The organism is Ligilactobacillus saerimneri DSM 16049, assembly GCF_000423265.1.
GTDB lineage: Bacteria > Bacillota > Bacilli > Lactobacillales > Lactobacillaceae > Ligilactobacillus > Ligilactobacillus saerimneri.
The window spans coordinates 112638-131523 of record NZ_AUHQ01000001.1 but is presented as its reverse complement, the minus strand read 5'-3'; the positions used below and the strand labels follow the sequence as shown (position 1 = coordinate 131523).

The window sequence follows — 18886 nt, the reverse complement described above, 5'->3', positions numbered from 1 at the left end:
TTTTTGATTGTGAAGAAGAAAAGAGGATAACGACTATGGATATGAATACCACATATTTTTTTGTGGGGATTAAAGGAACTGGAATGAGTTCACTAGCCCTGATTTTGCATGATAAGGGGTGCAAAGTTATCGGGTCAGATATCGATAAGTACACTTTTACACAACGGGGACTAGAACAAGCAGGCATTGAGATTTTGTCATTTGATGCCGCTAATATCAAAGCTGGCATGACGATCATTGCTGGTAATGCTTTTGGTGATGACCAAGTTGAAATTCAACGGGCGCACGAACTAGGTTTGCCAGTTTTGACTTATCCTGAAACAGTTGAAATGATTATTGAAGAAACAACAAGTATTGGTGTGGCTGGTGCCCACGGTAAAACCAGTACAACCGGGCTATTGGCTCACGTGCTGGGGGGCGTTTCTCCAACTAGTTACTTGGTAGGGGATGGCTCTGGTAAAGGTCTGCCAGATGCTCGGTTCTTTGTGTTTGAAGCTGATGAATATCGGCGTCATTTTGGGGCATATCATCCTGATTACGCAATCATGACAAATATTGACTTCGATCACCCAGACTACTTCAAGAGCATTGATGATGTGCGCGATGCCTTTGAAACCTTTGCTAAGCAAACTAAGAAGGGCATTTTTGTGTGGGGCGAAGACAAAAACCTACGTAAGCTCCAGGCTCACGCCCCAATTTACTTCTATGGAACTAGTGAAGATGATGATTTCCGGGCTACTAACATTAAGCGGACTACTAAAGGGTCTAGTTTTGATGTGTACCATCATGATGATTTCCTTGGTTCATACGAAATTCCGATGTTTGGTCAACATAATGTTCTCAACAGCCTGGCTGTTATTGCAGTTTCACACATGGAAAAGATCGACCAAGATGAAATTCGGCGGGAACTGTTAACTTTTAAGGGGGTTAAGCGGCGCTTTAGTGAAAAGAAAGTTGCTGATATGGTAATCATCGATGACTATGCGCACCACCCAGCTGAAATTCGGGCAACGTTGGATGCAGCCCGCCAACAGTACCCAGATAAGCAATTAATTGCAGTTTTCCAACCTCATACATTTAGTCGGACAATTGCACTGATGGATGAATTTGCTGCTAGCTTGAGTTTGGCTGATAAAGTTTATCTGACGCCAATCTTTAGTTCGATCCGGGAACATGATGGGAAGGTATCCTCTGATGATTTAGGACGCAAGATTGCCAAGGGTGGCAGTGTCTTGAGTCTGGACAACATGTCACCATTGTTGGAATACCATGATGCAGTAGCAATCTTCATGGGTGCCGGCGACATTCAAAAGTATGAATTTGAGTATGAAAAGTTGTTGAGTAATTTGAGCTTGCGCAACAACTGAAAATGACTATTAAACCAGTTTGTGTATCTTTGAACGAAGTGCCAGACTGGTTTATTTGTATACTACGAATTTAACGATTATTTAATATTAGCAAATACAAGTTTAAAGGCAGGATGTGGTATCCTATAAATAGAATAAGTAGGTAGTTTACACACAAACTGTAAACCATAAGGAAGGAGAATTATCGTGAACGAAGAAAGAAGACTTAGTCAAGCAGGTTTAAATACATTTTTAGCCAAAATGTATGCTTTCATGGGAGCAGCTGTTGGGGTTTCCGCAGTTGTCGCCTTCATTTTGAACAATTATTACCAGTATGAAATGCTGACTTTCTTTGCTACTCATCGCTGGGTTATGTGGGCTTTGTTTATCGCCCAACTTGCTATTGCTTGGACAACATCCCTGCGAATTGACCGAACACCAGCAATGACAGCGGTGGGGTTGTTTGGCTTTGCGGCTATTGAAGGGATCTTTTTTGCAAGTATCCTTACGTTATATACTGGCCAAGATATAACTATGGCCTTTGTTGCAGCAGCTGCTGATTTTATCGTTTTAGCTCTGTTTGGGTTAAACACTAAAAAGAGCTTAGCTGGAGTGGGCCGGCAAGCCATGGCAGCTTTAATTGCCTTGATCATTGTGTCAGTGATTAACCTGTTCTTGCAAAGTACAATGATTGTATTTGTCTTTTCAATCATTGGCGTGGTGATCTTCAGTTTGCTGACAGCTTGGGATTCACAACGGATGAAGGCTTTATATATGACTAATGCCGGCCAGGTTAATGTTACTAATTTAGCCTTGATCGGAGCCTTTCAGTTGTACCTGGATTTCATCAACTTGTTCTTACAGTTATTACAAATTTTTGGTATGGGCGGCGACCGGAAGTAATAAGATTAGCCGCATAGTACCGTGTGATCCTCATCCGAAAAGGGTGAGGATTTTTTTAGATTATGCCGTAGCAAACAGAGATTTTATTTTACCAAGCAACTGACAGAAAAACTTACTTGGGCGGGAGAACATACGGTATATAGTACAATATGTGCGGCTTTATTAGCATTAAACCGCGTTTTAAGGTAATTTTATTTGCGACACCTATTTTTTTATTGGTCGTGTCTGACCGAATTAATTTGTAAAATGAAATTGAACGAGAAAAAAGAACAAGAACTATTTGGTCCTACAACCGAGCTTGTTCTTAATGTATGATGAAATTAGGAAATTAAATTCAATTTAGATACGGGGCGAAATTATGACGGAAAAAAATACACGGTTGTTATTAGTAGATGGTAACAGCATTATCTTTCGAGCGTTCTATGCTATCCGAACACAATTAACTAACCATGATGGTTTGCATACCAATGCAATTTATGGCTTTAAATTGATGCTTGATAGCGTTTTGACAACTTATGATCCTTCGCATGTGTTGGTTGCATTTGATGCTGGCAAAAAGACCTTTCGGACAGAGAAATATGCGGCTTACAAAGGGCAACGGGACAAGACACCGAGTGAACTTACCGAACAGTTTGGTTTGGTTAAAGAACTGCTGCAGGCATACGGGATCACTAGTTATGATCTTCCCAATTATGAAGCCGATGATATTATTGGGACGATGGCGGCTCAGGCTGAAGCCGCTGGTTATGATGTCACTGTTGTGACTGGGGACCGTGACTTGACCCAGTTGGCGACGGACAAGGTGACAGTGGCGGTAACTAAGAGTGGGGTAACCCAGATGGAAAACTATACCCCAGCATACGTGCAGGAGAAGCTGGGGGTTACTCCGCGGCAAATTATCGACCTAAAGGCACTTCAAGGAGATTCATCAGATAATTATCCGGGAGTGACTGGGGTCGGTCCGAAGACAGCGGTAAAATTAATCAAGCAATACGAAAGTGTTGAAGCTTTATATGAAAACTTAGCCACAATGAAGAAATCTAAGCTGAAAGAACACCTGGAACAAGACCAGGCCAATGCTTTCTTGGCTAAGGACTTAGCGCGCATTCGGCAAGATGCCCCGGTAGCAGTAACACTCGCTGATACCCAACGGCAACCTGTCGATATTGATCAACTAGTGGACTTATACCAGCGCTTAGATTTCAAGCGCTTTTTGGCGGAAATTCATGCTGACCAGGCCGGACGAGCTGATAAAAAGTCACAATTAGCAGTTGATATTTTGACTAATGTGCAGGACTTAACAACAGTTGAGTATCATGATGGCGATAATTTGGCGTTTGTGATCGAAGTGGATGGTGATAATTATCACCGCGCTCCGTTAGCTGGTTTTGCCTTTAAGATCAACGATCATTATTATGCTAGTCGTGATGTTACTTTATTGCAGGAAAAACCGTTGCGCAACTTATTGGAAAATGCCACTATCCCAGTTGATGTTTTTGATAGCAAGCAGACCTATGTTGCTTTAAATAGGCTAGGAATCACATTGCGGCAAGTTAATTTTGACCTCTTACTGGTGTCATACCTCCTCAATAATGCTGATAATAGCAAGGATATGGGGAAATTAACGCAAGAGCATAATTATTTTGAATTAACAAGCGACGAAAAATTATACGGGAAAGGCGCTAAGCGGGCTTTGCCAGCAGATGATGCAGTCTTTTGTGGGCATCTGGCCCAGAAAACCAAGGCAATTCATGATCTAGAGCAACAGTTGTTAACTGAGCTCCAGCAAAATGAACAGGTACCACTCTACGTAGATATTGAGCGTCCGCTAGCAATAGTCTTAGCGCAAATGGAGATTACTGGGGTCCGGGTTGACACAGATAAACTGATGGAAATGCAGAGTAAGTTTGGGGAGCGCCTGGCTGAGATTCAAACAGCAATTTATGCCGAAGCGGGCGAAGAGTTCAACCTGAATTCGCCAAAGCAACTGGGAGTAATTTTGTTTGAAAAGCTTAAACTACCAGTAATCAAAAAGACGAAGCGGGGCTATTCAACAGCAGTCAGTGTTCTGGAAAAACTACGGGGGATGGCACCGATTATTGATAATATCCTGGCATACCGGCAATTGTCCAAGCTACAATCCACTTATATCGAAGGATTGCTCAAAGTAGTTGCTCCTGAAGATGGGAAGGTTCATACCCGGTATACCCAGACTTTGACGGCCACAGGACGGCTATCGTCGGTAGATCCAAATTTACAAAATATTCCGGTACGGTTAGAAGAAGGCCGCCAGATTCGCCAGGCTTTCATTCCTAGTCAACCTGGTTGGGAGATCTTTTCTTCTGATTATTCCCAAATTGAATTGCGGGTTTTAGCTCATGTTTCAGGAGATCACAACATGCAACAAGCTTTCCGGGATGATTTTGATATTCATACCAATACTGCAATGCGGATTTTCGGGATCGATGATCCTGAACAAGTGACAGCCAACCAACGGCGTCAGGCAAAAGCAGTTAACTTTGGGATTGTTTATGGGATTAGCGATTTTGGCTTGGCCCAAAATCTTGGGATTAGTCGCCAGCAGGCTAAACGTTTTATTACGACGTATTTAGAAAACTTCCCCGGAGTGGAGCGTTATATGCGTGAGATTGTTGAGTATGCACGCGAAAAAGGTTATGTTGAAACGATTCTGCACCGGCGACGCTACCTGCCAGATATTAAGAGTAAGAACTTTAATTTACGGTCATTTGCGGAACGAACAGCTCTCAATACACCGATCCAAGGAAGTGCAGCCGATATTATCAAGACCGCGATGATCCAGATGCAGGATGCTTTGCAAAGTCGGGGCTTACAAGCACGAATGCTGATGCAAGTTCACGATGAATTAATTTTTGAAGCTCCCCAAGAAGAAATTCCTCTGTTAGAAAAAGTGGTACCAGAGGTTATGGATTCAGCCGTGCAGCTGGATATTCCATTGAAGGTGGAAAGCAAACACGGGGCAACATGGTTTGCTGCTAAATAAGTAACGGTTAAGTGGGAAAGAGAAACGTTGAAGTATTCAATGTTTCTCTTTTTTAGTAATGAGAAACCCGCCCATATCAGAAGCTAGGAGCAACTGAATGTAAAGGATTGGCGGTGGTTTTGTTTTATTATTGTGATTTGTAAATTTGTGATAATATAAAAATTAATAAGGGACGAGGAGGAGCGAAGATGCCAGAATTACCTGAGGTAGAGACGGTACGACGTGGATTGATCAAGTTAGTGCAGGGCAGGACAGTAAAAAAGGTAACGGTCTTATATCCCAAAATGATCGAGAGTGACCTTACGGAGTTTGTGACGCAACTAACGGGTAAAAAGATCCTAACCGTTGACCGGCGGGGAAAATACTTATTATTACGGTTTTCGGGCGGTTTGACTGTTGTATCGCATTTACGGATGGAAGGAAAGTATTTTGTTCAACCCCAGACACAACCGTTGGAAAAGCATACCCATGTAGTGTTTGACCTCGATGACGGGCAACAGTTGCGCTACAACGATTCACGTAAATTTGGCAGAATGCGCTTAGTGCAGACAGGACAAGAAAATGACCTCAAGTCACTCCAAAAATTGGGACCAGAGCCATTCGCACCAGAATTTACCGTGGATTACTTTGCGCAAGCACTACACCGGCGCAAAAAAGCTATAAAAACCGCGCTACTTGACCAAACGATTGTGACCGGATTAGGAAACATTTATGTTGATGAGGTTTTATGGATGACCAAGATTCATCCGGAAACTCCCGCTAACCATGTGACACGGTCAGAGATTACTGCCCTGAGGCAAAATATCATTGCAGAGTTACAACGGGCGATTACCGCCGGAGGGACAACCATTCGTTCATATACCGATGCTTTCCGCAATATGGGGGAATTTCAATTTGCATTAAATGTTTATGGCAATGACGGTCATCCCTGTCCACGGTGTGGTACTATAATTGAAAAAATTAAAGTTGGGCAACGGGGGACACATTTTTGTCCGCAATGTCAAAAGGTAGAATGATGACATACGTTTTAGGAATTACTGGTGGAATAGCTAGTGGAAAATCAACTGTTAGTCAGTATTTAGCGCAAAAAGGGGCTAAAATTATTGATGCCGATGCAATCGCACGGATGATAGTTGCACCCGGAAGCCAGGGGTTGCAACAGGTGATAGCACATTTTGGTAAGGCATATCTTGCCCCAGACGGTAGCTTGTTGAGGTGTAAGTTGGGGCAGTTAGTCTTTTCTGATCCTAAACAATTAACAGAATTGAATGAGATTACGCACCCGTTAATTAGGGAAGAAATCCTGATGCAGTTGCAAAAGTACCGGCAAAAAGGTGTTGCAGTGGTCGTGTTAGATATCCCATTATTATTTGAAGGGCACTATGAACAATATTGTGATGCCGTATGGGTAACAGTAGTTGACGAAACTATCCAGTTAGCACGATTACAGCAGCGGAACCAGTTACCCAAAGTGGAAGCTCAAGCCCGGATTAAGGCCCAAAAAGACAATGCTTGGCGAATTGCCCAAGCAGATTGGACTCTTGATACTGGAAAGGGTCCTCTTGGGTGGAAACCACAAGTAGACCAGTGGTTTGAGCTCCGCCAGATTAGATTTTCTAAGAAAAAAGAGTAGGTGAACATAATGAAATGTCCAAAATGTCATGAAGAAGGATCACGGGTGGTTGATAGTCGTCCAGCAGATGAAGGGCATGCAATTCGGCGTCGCCGCGAATGTACAAATTGTGGTTTTCGCTTTACGACTTTTGAGCGGGTAGAAGCCACCCCATTACTGGTTATCAAAAAGAACGGGACGCGGGAAGAGTTTAACCGTGAGAAGATCCTGAAGGGGATCGTGCGGGCGACTGAAAAGCGTCCTGTTGGCATGGATCAAATCACCGCGATCGTCAATCAAGTTGAAAATAAGGTGCGGTCAGTGGGGGGGACCGAGGTTTCTAGCCAATTGATCGGTGAATATATCATGGGAATTTTGGCCGATGTTGATGAAGTGGCATATATTCGTTTTGCCAGTGTTTATCGCCAATTCAAGGACATGGCGGCTTTTCGGGATGAGCTAGAAGAATTAATGGCACGGGATAAAAAGGCTAGGAAGTAGAAAGGAAGATCGCGATGGAGCAACAGTGGCAACACTTGGCAGGAAACGATGGCTATGTTGTTATTGCTACCGATAATATTAGTGGGGCGGACTTAGCAACCATTACGCGCCTGTATCAGCCCATCGTTGGGCCAGGAGCCGTGGGCCTATATGCCACACTGCAAACCACGTTGACTCCCGAACCGCTAGTTAGTGAACGGCGTCCTCTAAAAGATCTTTTTGTACAGCTGAATTTTGGGATCGAGGATTTGGCAACTGCAGCCCAACAGTTAGTCCAGGTCAACTTGCTCCAGGTTGTCCGCCAGCACGATCAGCTGGGAAACTGGGTCTTGTTGGTGATGAATCCGCCGTTGTCACCAACTCGTTTTTTTGATGATCCACAATTAAGTGAACGATTGACAGCAAGTATTGGCACGGGGATGGCCGCTGCGTGGAAACGCGAATTATCTTTTAATACGCCTGCAATCCAGCAGCTACTGCGGCAAGCAGTGGGGGACCAAGTACGAGCTAAACAGTCACCTATTTGGGCTGATGTGGCAGTAACCCTGCCAGCCACCAACCCAATTGATTTTGAATTTGTTGACCAGCTTTTACATAAAAAAACTTATCTGGATACAAGTAATTTCAAGCAAAACATCCGGGTTGCTTATAGTGTAGGCGTTATGTACGGACTTAACGAGTTAGCGCTGGTAAATTTGATTGATTCAGTAGCGGATGAACAGGGTTACGTTGATTTTAACCAACTTAGCAACCAGGCAATGGCACGTTATAGTTCACAGGCTAAGGTAGGAAAAAAGAGAACAGCTGCGGACCAAACTTCAACTGAAGTAAAGCTAACAGCAGCTGAGCAAAATTTGGCAACTGCTGCCAAAGCATATCCACCAATGGCGTTTTTGCAGGCTATTTTTGAACAAAAAAATGCTGCGCGCAATACAGCTAGTTTTCCGACACGGGCGGATAAATATGTGGTGCAAAACTTGTTACAGCAAGGAATAGCTCCAGGAATTATTAATATTATGTTGCATTATTATCTGGTGGATCAAAATTTTGATAATTTACGGGCCAGTACGGTTGAACGTACCATTTCCAACTGGGGAGCTAATCGGGTGCGGACACCGGAACAAGCAATTGTTTATGTGCGCCAGTGGAAAGAAAAAAGAACCCAAGATCGCACTGCTCGTAGGCAGAAGCAACGTGTATTTAGTAAAGAAAAGTTACCCCAATGGGCCCAAACACAAGCACAGACACAAAAGCCAGAACAAGGGAAGCGGGCGAATGCGAAAGCTATGGGTCAGTCAGAATCACAGACAAAAAATGATATTGATCAAGGATTAGCTGATTTGGATCGTTTGCTGGGTAAATAAGGAGGAATATTAAATGGAAAACATGGGCAGAATTTTACGGAGTAAATTCCCCCGGGAAAACCTCCATGAATATCAAGAAATGCTACGCCAGTTGGCACAGGACAAGGAGATCCAACAGTTTATTATGCAGGCTGAAGTCCCAGACGCCCAGGCTTTTATTGCGACAAATGCAAGTAAATTATATGAGTACTATGATGTTAAGCAAAAAATTGCAGCGGGGCAAAAAACCTTCATGCCGGGCTATACGCCGGCCTTGAGCTTGGTGCGGGGTAAAGTCGAGGTAACTTATATTCCTACCGCTGAATTAGTGCGGAAACAGCAGGTACAGGCAGCTCAAAAGCGGTTTACTACGATCAATGTTCCGAAAAGTATGCGTAATGCAAACTTCAGGAACTATCAGCGGGAAGAAGGGCGCGATGCTGCCTTATTAGCAGCAGTTAATTTCGTTAAAGAGTATGTGTCAAACCCGGGTGAATTTCACCAGGGCTTATACCTAACCGGTCCATTTGGGGTGGGAAAAACGTACTTGATGGCTGCCATGGCTCATGAATTAGCCCGTAAAGATATTGCTTGTACTTTAGCCCATTTTCCATCATTAGCAGTTCGTTTCAAAGATAGTATTTCAGAAAATGTTGTCCTTAAAGAGATCAACGGTATCAAACAAGCGCCAATTTTAATTTTAGATGATATTGGAGCTGAAACGATGAGTGGCTGGTTGCGGGATGATGTTTTAGGGGTTATCTTGGAGTACCGGATGCAAGAAGAATTACCAACCTTCTTCACGTCCAACAAAACGCAAGCTGAACTGGAAGAACATTTAGCATACAGCACTAACTCCGTGGTGGAGCCCTTGAAGGCTAAGCGAATTATGGAGCGGGTACGGTATTTATCTAAAGAAATGGCAGTATCGGGCAAGAATTGGCGGCGCAATTAGTTACAAATTTTCCTTGCCTTCAATAATATGAAGTGGTTTAATAGATGTAAATCTAGTTAAGGACAAACGGTCAACCATAAACAGGGATGATTGAGGGACTGAGAACAATCAAAGGTTGACTTACCACCATAACCAATAGAGCTGGATGCAAAGTCGAGCCGGGTAGTTTCCGTTACCAACTATGAGAGGAGTAGACTAGGTCTACTTGAATGTGGGTGGAACCACGTTATTAAAGATGTTAATGACGTCCCTAGTGCCGTATTTAGACGGTGCTAGGGGCTTTTTTATTTAATTTATAAAAAGGAGATTGAGATTATGGCACAAGTTGCAGTAATGTTACCAGACGGTTCAGTTAACAAAATTGATCGTGATTCTCAGGAAGGCTTGCAAGCCCTGCGTGAATCAGTTGCTTTCTTCTTACGGGCAGCATTGACTGATAGTTTTGCTGGGATTCGCTTAGGGGAATATGTCGGCGCTAAAGACAGTGACGAAGGTTTTTACGTTGATTCAGACCGAGATGAGATGCAAGTTTCTGTCGATGAATTAGCAGCTTTAGAAGCAAAAATTAAGGAATTTGCGAAGGCAAACTTGAAGGTTGAACATGTTGTAGGTGATGTTGATGAATTAGCAGCCCAATATGCAGCAGATCCTTATACAGTTGAATTGCTCCAAGAAGCAGCTCAAGACGATAAGGTAAACCTCTACAAGGCAGGGGATTTTGTTGCTCCTGCCAATGCACCAATCCTGGTATACTCTAACTTAATCAAGAACTACAAGTTATTATCAGTAGCTGGGGCTTACTGGAAGGGAATGTCTTCCAACCCAATGCTGCAACGGATTTATGGGACGGCTTTCTATAAGAAAGATGACTTAGAAGCAGACCTGCAACGGCGTCAAGAAGCTAAGGAACGCGACCACCGGGTAATCGGGAGCCAATTGGACCTCTTCTTTGTTGATCCAAAAGTTGGTGCTGGTTTACCATACTGGATGCCAAAGGGGTCCACAATTCGGCGGACGATTGAACGTTACATCATCGACCGGGAAGTAGCCGATGGTTACCAACACGTTTATACTCCTGTCTTGATGAACCTTGATGCTTACAAGACATCAGGTCACTGGGAACACTACCGGGATGACATGTTCCCACCAATGGACATGGGTGATGGCGAAATGTTGGAATTGCGGCCAATGAACTGCCCAAGCCATATCCAAGTCTACAAGCACCACTTGCGGTCCTACCGTGACTTACCATTGCGGATTGCGGAATTAGGGATGATGCACCGTTATGAAAAGTCTGGGGCTTTATCAGGTTTACAACGGGTGCGTGAAATGACGCTCAACGATGGGCACACTTTTGTTACCTTGGATCAAATTCGGAGTGAATTTGCTAAGATCTTGAAGTTGATCATGAGTGTTTATGAAGACTTTGACATTACTGATTATACTTTCCGTCTTTCATATCGTGATCCTAAGAATACTGAGAAGTATTATGCTAATGACGAAATGTGGGAACAATCCCAATCCATGTTAAAGGCAGCCATGGATGACCTGAACTTAGATTATTATGAAGCTGAAGGGGAAGCCGCATTCTATGGTCCAAAGTTGGACATTCAAACTAAGACGGCTCTGGGAAATGAAGAAACAATGTCTACTATTCAGTTAGACTTCATGTTGCCAGAACGCTTCGGCCTCAAGTACACTGGTAAAGATGGTCAAGAACACCAACCAGTTATGATTCACCGTGGGGTTGTGGGAACAATGGAAAGATTCATTGCCTACTTAACGGAAATCTATAAGGGAGCTTTCCCAACATGGTTAGCACCAGAACAAGTGCACATCATTCCTGTTTCTGATGACAAGCATGGTGAGTACGCTGAAGACTTAGCAGCTAAGTTACGGGCAGCTAACGTGCGGGTTGTGGTTGACCACCGTAACGAAAAGATGGGTTACAAGATTCGGGAAACTCAAACCCAAAAAGTTCCATACACGTTGGTTGTCGGAAATGATGAAATGGCTAACCAATCTGTTTCTGTTCGGAAATACGGGGAAGACAAGGCTGCTACGCTTGCATTTGCTGACTTTGAAAGTGAACTGCTAGCAGATATTGCAAGTTACAGTCGGAAAAAATAATTGTAAGTCTTGACAGGAAGGATATTGCCTGCTAGACTACTAAGAGTTGAGAAAAAGCAGAAGCACCCGCTTCTCGCCTAAGGGACAGTGGTCCCGGGGCAGATATTAGTGAAATTAATTCCGCTAAAAACGGATTAGGGTGCTGGATATTATTGGATACCAGCACCTTTTTTACATCTGTCTGCACTTTCTCTGAATTTATTTGGAGGTGAAGCACCATAGCATTTGATAAGATGGTTAATGAAGGCATTCGGGCTCGCGAAGTTCGGTTGATTGCCAGCGATGGTTCACAGTTGGGCGTAAAGTCCAAGCAGGAAGCTTTAGCCATGGCTGAACAACAAAACTTAGACTTAGTTTTAGTTGCGCCAAAGGCTAAGCCACCGGTAGCACGAATCATGGATTATGGTAAATATCGCTTCGAGTTGCAAAAGAAGCAACGAGAAGCTCGGAAGCGTCAAAAGACTGCCAACGTTAAGGAAGTACGTTTAAGTCCAACAATTGACACTAATGACTTCAATACAAAAGTTAGAAATGCTCACAGATTTATTTCCAAGGGAGATAAGGTACGGGTTTCAATTAGATTTAAAGGCCGTGCAATTACTCACAAGGATATTGGTCGTGAAGTACTTCAAAGATTTGCTGAAGCAACTCAGGATGTTGCCTCCGTTGAATCTAGAGCTAAGATGGATGGGCGTAGCATGTTCTTAGTGTTAGCGCCTAAAACAGATAAGTAATTACTGTTATAACTAGGAGGATATTATTATGCCAAAACAAAAAACACACCGCGCATCAACAAAGCGTTTCAAGCGTACAGGAAATGGTGGTTTAAAGCGTCATCACGGTTTCACTTCACACCGTTTCCACGGCAAGACTAAGAAGCAACGTCGTCAGTTGCGGAAAGCTGCAATGGTATCTGGTTCAGATATGAAGCGGATCAAGCAAATGGTTTCTCAAATGAAGTAAACTTCATTTGCTACAATAGTTAATTTAACGAATTCTCATTATATGAGATGTCGGTTGAGGCCGGCAATTAACAAGGAGGAATTTTAATATGCCACGTGTTAAAGGTGGGGCTGTTACACGCCAACGTCGTAAGAAGATTTTAAAATTAGCAAAGGGTTACCGCGGTTCCAAGCATGCTTTATTCAAGACTGCTAAGGAACAAGTTCTGAAGTCATACTTATACGCTTTCCAAGATCGGCGTAAGACTAAGAACAACTTCCGTAAATTATGGATCGCTCGGATCAACGCAGCTGCTCGTCAAAACGGGATCAGCTACAGCAAGTTGATGCACGGTTTGAAGTTAGCTAATATCGAAGTTAACCGTAAGATGTTAGCTGACTTAGCTGTTAACGATGCAGAAGCATTTACTGCTGTTGTAGAACAAGCTAAGCAAGCTTTAGAAAAGTAATCTTCAATTAAAAAGGCTGAGGCGATATGTCTTAGCCTTTTTAATTTATTAACCAAATAATATGGTTTTGTCCTAAATGGTTGGTATAATTAACAAAGAAGAAAATTTTGAGGAGTAATTGGATGTTAGGCAAATTTAAACCAACATGGATGGTTGAATCAATTTATGATTTATCGCCAGCTGATTTGAAACGCCATGGAATTAAGGTAGTATTGACTGATCTGGATAATACCTTGATCGCTTGGAATAATCCAGATGGCACACCAGAACTAAAGCAGTGGCTTAAAGAAATGCAGCAAGCGCAAATTCCGGTAGTAGTCGTTTCGAATAATAGTCACAAGCGGATTGCGCGGGCCCTTGCCAAACTGGAGTTGCCGTTTATCGCCCGGGCCTTGAAGCCATTAACACGGGGGATTAATCTTGCTAAGAAGCGTTATCATTTGGCTGCTGAAGATGTGATCCTGGTCGGAGATCAGCTAATGACAGATATTTGGGCTGCTAATAACGCCCATATTCGCAGTGTTTTAGTGCGGCCTTTGGTAACCTCTGATGCATGGAATACTAAGTTTAACCGAATGCTTGAAGGGCAGGTTAAGCAGAAACTGACACAGCAAGGTTTTGAGTTTAAATGGAGGAAATCACTAGATGACTGAAGAACAATTACATTGTATAGGGTGTGGAGCTGCGATCCAATCTGAGGATCAAGCACAACCTGGTTATACTCCACAAGCAGCGATCAAAAAAGGCTTGGAGAGTGGTCAGTTGTATTGTCAACGTTGTTTTCGGTTACGTCACTACAATGAAGTAACAGATGTCAATATTACGGATAAGGATTTCTTGCGGTTATTGGATAATATCGGCAATACTGATTCACTGATCGTTAATGTGGTTGATATTTTTGATTTCAACGGGTCATTAATCCCAGGGTTACAGCGGTTTGTTGGGGACAACCCAATTATTCTGGTGGGGAATAAAGAAGACCTCTTGCCTAAGTCACTCAAACGCAGTAAGCTTCAAGATTGGATGCGTCAAGAAGCAAACAAGCAAGGCCTATATCCTGAAGCGGTTATTTTAACCAGTGCTAAAAAAGGTTTTGCGATCGAGCAATTGTTACGCTTGATTGATAAATATCGTCAGGGGCGCGATGTACAAGTAGTCGGGGTAACCAATGTCGGGAAGTCAACCTTGATTAACCGAATCATCAAACAACGAATTGGAATTCAAGATCTGATTACAACGTCTCGTTTTCCAGGAACAACCTTGGATCGGATCGAAATACCGTTTGGTGACGGCAAGAACATGATTGATACTCCCGGGATTATCCATAAAGGACAAATGGCGCACTATCTGACGGGGAAAGCGTTAAAACTGGCAACCCCGCAGAAAGAAATCAAGCCGAAAGTGTATCAGCTTAATGGGGAACAAACCCTATTTTTAGGGGCCCTAGCACGGTTTGACTTCATTAGTGGACCTAAAGGGGTCACTGTTTATGTAGACAACAATTTGATGATCCACCGGACCAAGATGGCAAATGCAGATAACTTCTATACTAAACATGCAGGGGAGTTACTCCAACCGCCTAACCAAGAAGATATGGCTGATTTCCCACCGCTCAAACGGTTTGAGTTTACAGTGAGTGAAAAAACAGATATTGTTTTCGCTGGTTTGGGGTGGATAACTGTCAAACCTGGGGCCAAAGTAGCAGCTTGGGCACCGGAAAACGTTGACGTGGTGGTCCGCAGAGCAATGATCTAATAGATAATATTCATGGAGGGAATTATGCGCGGAAAGCAAAAGAGATATTTACGTAGTCAAGCCCACAATATGCGGCCGGTTTTTCAAATTGGTAAAGACGGGTTGAGTACTGAGTGGCTCAAACAAGTTGAAGAAGCGGTTGAGAAACGGGAATTAATCAAAGTTAATATTTTACAAAATTCAATCATTGAACCTGAAGAAGTGGTAGCATTTCTGGCAGAACACAGTAAGATTGAAGTGGTTCAGGTTATTGGACATGTGCTCGTTTTGTACAAAAAGTCTAGTAAGCCCCAAAACCGCCATTACTCCTTAGAAGTTGAAGCACTGTAGGAAGCAGAGGGGAGTTGATTGGTGGTGGCTACCAAAACGATAACAGATACTGCGGTTGAAACCGTTGTAACCCCTGAATTGACTGGAAAAAAGAAACGAGTAGGAATTTTGGGTGGAACATTTAACCCACCACATATGGGACACTTAATGATTGCAGAGCAAGTGGGAACCCAGCTGGGGTTGGATAAGGTATTATTTATGCCCGACAATATTCCACCCCATGTGGATCATAAAGCTGCAATCAATGGTTACCGGCGGTTAAAAATGCTTCAATTAGCTATTGCTGATAATAGTTTATTTGCTACTGAAGATATTGAGTTACGCCGGGGTGGTATTAGTTATACGGTAGATACGATTAAAGAGTTACGCCGGCTTCATCCTGATACGGATTATTACTTTATCATTGGTGGCGATATGGTGGAGTACCTTCCAAAATGGCGGGAGCCTGAGCAACTAATGCGGATGGTGCAGCTGGTTGGGGTAAAGCGCCCTGGTTATGAGGTGACAACTCCTTACCCTGTGTTGTGGGTCGACACTCCGATGTTGGACATTAGTTCCTCAATAATTCGGGCTAAAGTCAAGCAAGGTCAGTCTATTCGTTACTTGGTTCCAAATGCAGTTGAAGAATATATTCGTGAGAAAGGTCTGTATCAATAATGAAAGAGATTGTTTATCAGGAAAATATTTATCCCGGAACACGGGCAGAGTTGGTTGCACGGTTGCGCGAAGTTCTTTCAGACCACCGTTTTCAGCATGTGCTGGGAGTTGAACAAGCAGCAATCAAATTAGCAGAACAGAATGGATGTTCAGTAGAAAAAGCTAGTGTGGCAGCCCTTCTGCATGACTATACTAAAGAACGATCAGCAGAGGACTTTATTGCAGCTATTAAAGCATACCATCTGGATCCGGATTTATTACGGTGGGGGAATTTCATCTGGCACGGTGTAGTTGGTGCTGAAATGGTGAAAACTGAATTACATGTTACCGATGAGGAAATTTTAAATGCTATTAGACGTCATACTGTTGGTGCTGTCACGATGACTACTTTGGACAAGATTGTCTATGTAGCTGATTATATCGAAGCAGGACGTTCTTTCCCTGGTGTTGAACAGGCGCGGAAGTTAGCAGCAACCGATTTGGACCAAGCAGTGAGTTTTGAAACTAAGCATACAATTCAATTTTTGATGGAACAGAATAAGCCAGTCTATCCGCAAGCTATTCTGACATATAATCGCTGGGTAGCAGGGAAAAAATAGGAGGATATATGAACAGTAAAGAGTTATTAGAAACAGTCGTTAAAGCAGCCGACAGTAAGCGAGCAGAGGATACAGTTGCTTTGGATGTTCAAAAAATTAGTATTTTAGCTGATTATTTTGTAATTACTCAGGCAACATCTGACCGACAGGTTAAGGCTATTGCTGAAGCTATTGATGAAGAAGTTAGTGCCCAAGGTGGAACAGTTCGTGATATCGAAGGTAAGAATGAAGCTAACTGGGTGCTGTTGGACTTGGGAGATGTGATTGTTCACGTCTTCAAAGAAGAAACGCGGAAATTCTATAATTTAGAAAAATTCTGGGCGGACGCTGATCGGGTAGATATCAGCGCATGGTTGAAATAATTGATATATACAACTTTTGCACAATTATACGATAACTTAATGGATCCAACTATGTATGAACACTGGTTGGATTTTGTTAAACGTTCTCAGATCCCAACCACAGCCAACTTACTGGACTTAGCCTGTGGGTCTGGACGACAAGCGGTTAAACTTAAACAAGCAGGGTACCAACACGTAACGGGGTTGGACTTATCGGAAGAAATGTTGGCATTAGCAGCGATGCATGCTCAAGAAGCCCAACTTGATTTGCCATTGATTGCTGGTAATATGCTGAATTTACAGGACCTACCGCTTTATGACTGTGTGGTCTGTTTTGCTGATTCACTTTGTTATTTGGCAGATGAAGCTGAGGTTCAACAAGCCATGTTAGAGGTTTGTCAGCATTTAAATGCTGGTGGTAAGTTTTTATTTGACGTAATCACCCCTTATCAAACTGATGTCGGTTACGCCGACTATATGTATAACTATCAAGATGAGAAGACAGCATTTATGTGGGAAAGTTACCATGGTGACGTGCCTGCGAGTGTTATTCACGAGTTGACTTTTTTTGTCAGAGATAACGATGGACGGTATGAAAAGTTAACTGAGACACATTATCAACGGACATATTCATTAGACAAGTACCGGGCGATGCTCAAACATGCGGGCTTTAAGCATGTGCATGTGAGCGCTGACTTCGGTAGGGCAGAGCCACAGGCTGATACTAACCGGTGGTTTTTTGTCTGTGAAAAATAGGAGGGGCAATGCACGCAACGGGAATAATTGCAGAATACAATCCATTTCATAATGGACACCAATATCAAATCAATTGGGTTAAGGAACATTTTCCCGCCACAACCCTGGTTATTGCTATGAGTGGCAACTATTTACAGCGGGGGGAACCAGCTTGCTTTGACAAGTGGGTACGGGCTCGCGAAGCCTTGCAGGCAGGTGCCGATTTAGTAGTCGAGATTCCCTTTGGTTTGTGTATGCAGCCAGCTGATCGGTTTGCCCAGAGTGGAGTGGCAGTATTGCAGCAATTGGGAGTTGAGAATCTGGTTTTTGGAGCGGAGCATAGTAACTATGATTTCAAAGATCTAGCTCAAAAGAGTCAAGATCTTACTTGGGATTATCAACGATATAATATCTCGTATGCTGCATTGTATCAGCAGGCAGTCAAGGAAGCCGTGGGTTTTGAAATCACCCAGCCCAATGACTTATTGGGGTTGGCGTATGCGCGGGCTGCTTTAGCACTTGCGCCTACTTTAAACCTGGTACCCATTCAGCGCCAAGCAGCTGGCTATCATGATCAAAAGCTTCCTACTGGGGGCCATATCGCCAGTGCGACGGCCATTCGCCAAAATATCCACGAACCTGATATGGTCAAAAAATTTGTGGGTGCACAAACATGGATGGATATTAAGCAGGAAACTAGTGTTACTTGGGCAAATCTGTGGCCCTTGCTTCGATACCGTTTGTTGACAGCGACGCCTAAGCAATTAGCCACGATTTATGGAATGGCTGAAGGTATTCAATACCGGATGCAAGAGCAGTTGCAACTAGCTCCGGTATCGCTTGATTTTGATGCCTGGCTTAAAAAAGTAAAAACTAAACGCTTCACTTATACGCGGTTATCACGGTTAGCACTGGCTACTGTTTTGAATATCAGTACGGCTGAAGTAGAACAAGCCTGGGCCCATCCCTTTGTGCGGATCCTAGGCTTTAACCGGACGGGACAAAATTACCTATCAATCCAGAAGAAAAAAATAGCGTGGCCCGTAGTGACTAATGTCAACAAGGAGCTGAAAAAGACCTTGTTATCCCTGGATTACCGTGTGGGCAAAGTTTATCAAATGTTCAACTATCAAGAACAAGATATGCGGCGAGCGCCCATCAGAATAGGCGTTTGAGGTGTCAAGGAAAAAGCATTGACAAAGGTTGCGTCGACAGGTATAATCAATCATGTTGCATTAGGAGGAAA

Annotated in this window: 20 protein-coding genes and 1 other annotated feature; all 20 genes read left to right on the top strand. The window is 43.2% G+C overall.

The genetic code is table 11. The features are described from left to right. The first annotated feature begins 35 nt into the window (after positions 1–35). The 20 genes from murC (at position 36) to G541_RS0100690 (ending at position 18815) form a co-directional block, all read left to right on the top strand. A complete protein-coding gene (gene murC / locus G541_RS0100785; protein ID WP_027826163.1) occupies positions 36–1367 on the top strand; it encodes a UDP-N-acetylmuramate--L-alanine ligase in 1332 nt (443 codons plus the stop codon). A gap of 183 nt (positions 1368–1550) precedes the next feature. Next, positions 1551–2249: a Bax inhibitor-1/YccA family protein gene (locus G541_RS0100780; protein WP_035162568.1), complete on the top strand. Its 699-nt coding sequence runs from the start codon at positions 1551–1553 to the stop codon at positions 2247–2249. A gap of 358 nt (positions 2250–2607) precedes the next feature. Then, the gene (gene polA / locus G541_RS0100775; RefSeq protein ID WP_027826161.1) at positions 2608–5271 is read left to right on the top strand and encodes a DNA polymerase I; all 2664 of its coding nucleotides are present in this window, start codon (positions 2608–2610) and stop codon (positions 5269–5271) included. A gap of 188 nt (positions 5272–5459) precedes the next feature. Beyond that, positions 5460–6287 (top strand): bifunctional DNA-formamidopyrimidine glycosylase/DNA-(apurinic or apyrimidinic site) lyase, encoded by an 828-nt coding sequence (gene mutM / locus G541_RS0100770; protein WP_027826160.1) that lies wholly within the window; start codon positions 5460–5462, stop codon positions 6285–6287. Further along, positions 6287–6904, top strand: coding sequence for a dephospho-CoA kinase (gene coaE, locus G541_RS09060; protein WP_051174515.1), 618 nt, complete (start codon positions 6287–6289; stop codon positions 6902–6904). The genes mutM and coaE overlap by 1 nt, the downstream gene beginning before the upstream one ends. 9 nt (positions 6905–6913) lie before the next feature. Next, positions 6914–7384: a transcriptional regulator NrdR gene (nrdR, locus tag G541_RS0100760; protein WP_009554837.1), complete on the top strand. Its 471-nt coding sequence runs from the start codon at positions 6914–6916 to the stop codon at positions 7382–7384. Positions 7385–7398: 14 nt separating this feature from the next. Beyond that, the gene (locus G541_RS0100755) at positions 7399–8748 is read left to right on the top strand and encodes a DnaD domain protein (RefSeq protein ID WP_027826159.1); all 1350 of its coding nucleotides are present in this window, start codon (positions 7399–7401) and stop codon (positions 8746–8748) included. 13 nt (positions 8749–8761) lie between these two features. Then, positions 8762–9682 carry a primosomal protein DnaI gene (gene dnaI, locus G541_RS0100750; protein ID WP_027826158.1) on the top strand — a complete coding sequence of 307 codons (921 nt, stop codon included), beginning with the start codon at positions 8762–8764 and terminating at the stop codon, positions 9680–9682. A 315-nt stretch (positions 9683–9997) separates the two neighbouring features. After that, a complete protein-coding gene (thrS, locus tag G541_RS0100745) occupies positions 9998–11812 on the top strand; it encodes a threonine--tRNA ligase (RefSeq protein WP_027826157.1) in 1815 nt (604 codons plus the stop codon). 48 nt (positions 11813–11860) lie between these two features. Next, positions 11861–11990, top strand: a sequence feature (ribosomal protein L20 leader region). A 55-nt stretch (positions 11991–12045) separates the two neighbouring features. Beyond that, a complete protein-coding gene (infC, locus tag G541_RS0100740; RefSeq protein WP_009554828.1) occupies positions 12046–12546 on the top strand; it encodes a translation initiation factor IF-3 in 501 nt (166 codons plus the stop codon). A 28-nt stretch (positions 12547–12574) separates the two neighbouring features. Continuing rightward, the gene (gene rpmI / locus G541_RS0100735; protein WP_009554826.1) at positions 12575–12775 is read left to right on the top strand and encodes a 50S ribosomal protein L35; all 201 of its coding nucleotides are present in this window, start codon (positions 12575–12577) and stop codon (positions 12773–12775) included. An 88-nt stretch (positions 12776–12863) separates the two neighbouring features. Beyond that, on the top strand, positions 12864–13223 hold the full coding sequence (rplT, locus tag G541_RS0100730; RefSeq protein WP_009554824.1) for a 50S ribosomal protein L20: 360 nt from the start codon (positions 12864–12866) through the stop codon (positions 13221–13223). A 122-nt stretch (positions 13224–13345) separates the two neighbouring features. Next, positions 13346–13876, top strand: a complete 531-nt coding sequence (locus G541_RS0100725) for a YqeG family HAD IIIA-type phosphatase (protein WP_027826156.1) — start codon at positions 13346–13348, stop codon at positions 13874–13876. Continuing rightward, entirely contained in the window at positions 13869–14978 is a 1110-nt protein-coding gene (yqeH, locus tag G541_RS0100720) for a ribosome biogenesis GTPase YqeH (protein WP_027826155.1), read from the top strand. Before G541_RS0100725 ends, yqeH begins: the two co-directional genes overlap by 8 nt. 24 nt (positions 14979–15002) lie before the next feature. After that, complete coding sequence (yhbY, locus tag G541_RS0100715; protein ID WP_027826154.1) at positions 15003–15308, top strand: ribosome assembly RNA-binding protein YhbY; 306 nt, start codon at positions 15003–15005, stop codon at positions 15306–15308. A 21-nt stretch (positions 15309–15329) separates the two neighbouring features. Further along, entirely contained in the window at positions 15330–15965 is a 636-nt protein-coding gene (locus G541_RS0100710; RefSeq protein ID WP_027826153.1) for a nicotinate-nucleotide adenylyltransferase, read from the top strand. Then, positions 15965–16564 (top strand): bis(5'-nucleosyl)-tetraphosphatase (symmetrical) YqeK, encoded by a 600-nt coding sequence (gene yqeK / locus G541_RS0100705; RefSeq protein WP_027826152.1) that lies wholly within the window; start codon positions 15965–15967, stop codon positions 16562–16564. The genes G541_RS0100710 and yqeK overlap by 1 nt, the downstream gene beginning before the upstream one ends. A gap of 8 nt (positions 16565–16572) precedes the next feature. Beyond that, positions 16573–16926 (top strand): ribosome silencing factor, encoded by a 354-nt coding sequence (rsfS, locus tag G541_RS0100700; RefSeq protein WP_009554813.1) that lies wholly within the window; start codon positions 16573–16575, stop codon positions 16924–16926. Continuing rightward, on the top strand, positions 16927–17661 hold the full coding sequence (locus G541_RS0100695) for a class I SAM-dependent DNA methyltransferase (protein ID WP_027826151.1): 735 nt from the start codon (positions 16927–16929) through the stop codon (positions 17659–17661). 8 nt (positions 17662–17669) lie between these two features. Next, the gene (locus G541_RS0100690) at positions 17670–18815 is read left to right on the top strand and encodes a nucleotidyltransferase (RefSeq protein ID WP_027826150.1); all 1146 of its coding nucleotides are present in this window, start codon (positions 17670–17672) and stop codon (positions 18813–18815) included. Positions 18816–18886 lie beyond the last annotated feature (71 nt).

What these genes read in the sequence shown, in the direction of transcription:
- G541_RS0100725 (WP_027826156.1), top strand. Translation starts at nt 13,346, where the DNA reads ATGTTAGGCAAATTTAAACCAACATGGATGGTTGAATCAATTTATGAT.
- murC (WP_027826163.1), top strand. Translation starts at nt 36, where the DNA reads ATGGATATGAATACCACATATTTTTTTGTGGGGATTAAAGGAACTGGA.
- dnaI (WP_027826158.1), top strand. Translation starts at nt 8,762, where the DNA reads ATGGAAAACATGGGCAGAATTTTACGGAGTAAATTCCCCCGGGAAAAC.
- nrdR (WP_009554837.1), top strand. Translation starts at nt 6,914, where the DNA reads ATGAAATGTCCAAAATGTCATGAAGAAGGATCACGGGTGGTTGATAGT.
- coaE (WP_051174515.1), top strand. Translation starts at nt 6,287, where the DNA reads ATGACATACGTTTTAGGAATTACTGGTGGAATAGCTAGTGGAAAATCA.
- polA (WP_027826161.1), top strand. Translation starts at nt 2,608, where the DNA reads ATGACGGAAAAAAATACACGGTTGTTATTAGTAGATGGTAACAGCATT.
- infC (WP_009554828.1), top strand. Translation starts at nt 12,046, where the DNA reads ATGGTTAATGAAGGCATTCGGGCTCGCGAAGTTCGGTTGATTGCCAGC.
- rpmI (WP_009554826.1), top strand. Translation starts at nt 12,575, where the DNA reads ATGCCAAAACAAAAAACACACCGCGCATCAACAAAGCGTTTCAAGCGT.
- mutM (WP_027826160.1), top strand. Translation starts at nt 5,460, where the DNA reads ATGCCAGAATTACCTGAGGTAGAGACGGTACGACGTGGATTGATCAAG.
- rplT (WP_009554824.1), top strand. Translation starts at nt 12,864, where the DNA reads ATGCCACGTGTTAAAGGTGGGGCTGTTACACGCCAACGTCGTAAGAAG.
- G541_RS0100690 (WP_027826150.1), top strand. Translation starts at nt 17,670, where the DNA reads ATGCACGCAACGGGAATAATTGCAGAATACAATCCATTTCATAATGGA.
- yqeK (WP_027826152.1), top strand. Translation starts at nt 15,965, where the DNA reads ATGAAAGAGATTGTTTATCAGGAAAATATTTATCCCGGAACACGGGCA.
- rsfS (WP_009554813.1), top strand. Translation starts at nt 16,573, where the DNA reads ATGAACAGTAAAGAGTTATTAGAAACAGTCGTTAAAGCAGCCGACAGT.
- yhbY (WP_027826154.1), top strand. Translation starts at nt 15,003, where the DNA reads ATGCGCGGAAAGCAAAAGAGATATTTACGTAGTCAAGCCCACAATATG.
- G541_RS0100755 (WP_027826159.1), top strand. Translation starts at nt 7,399, where the DNA reads ATGGAGCAACAGTGGCAACACTTGGCAGGAAACGATGGCTATGTTGTT.
- thrS (WP_027826157.1), top strand. Translation starts at nt 9,998, where the DNA reads ATGGCACAAGTTGCAGTAATGTTACCAGACGGTTCAGTTAACAAAATT.
- yqeH (WP_027826155.1), top strand. Translation starts at nt 13,869, where the DNA reads ATGACTGAAGAACAATTACATTGTATAGGGTGTGGAGCTGCGATCCAA.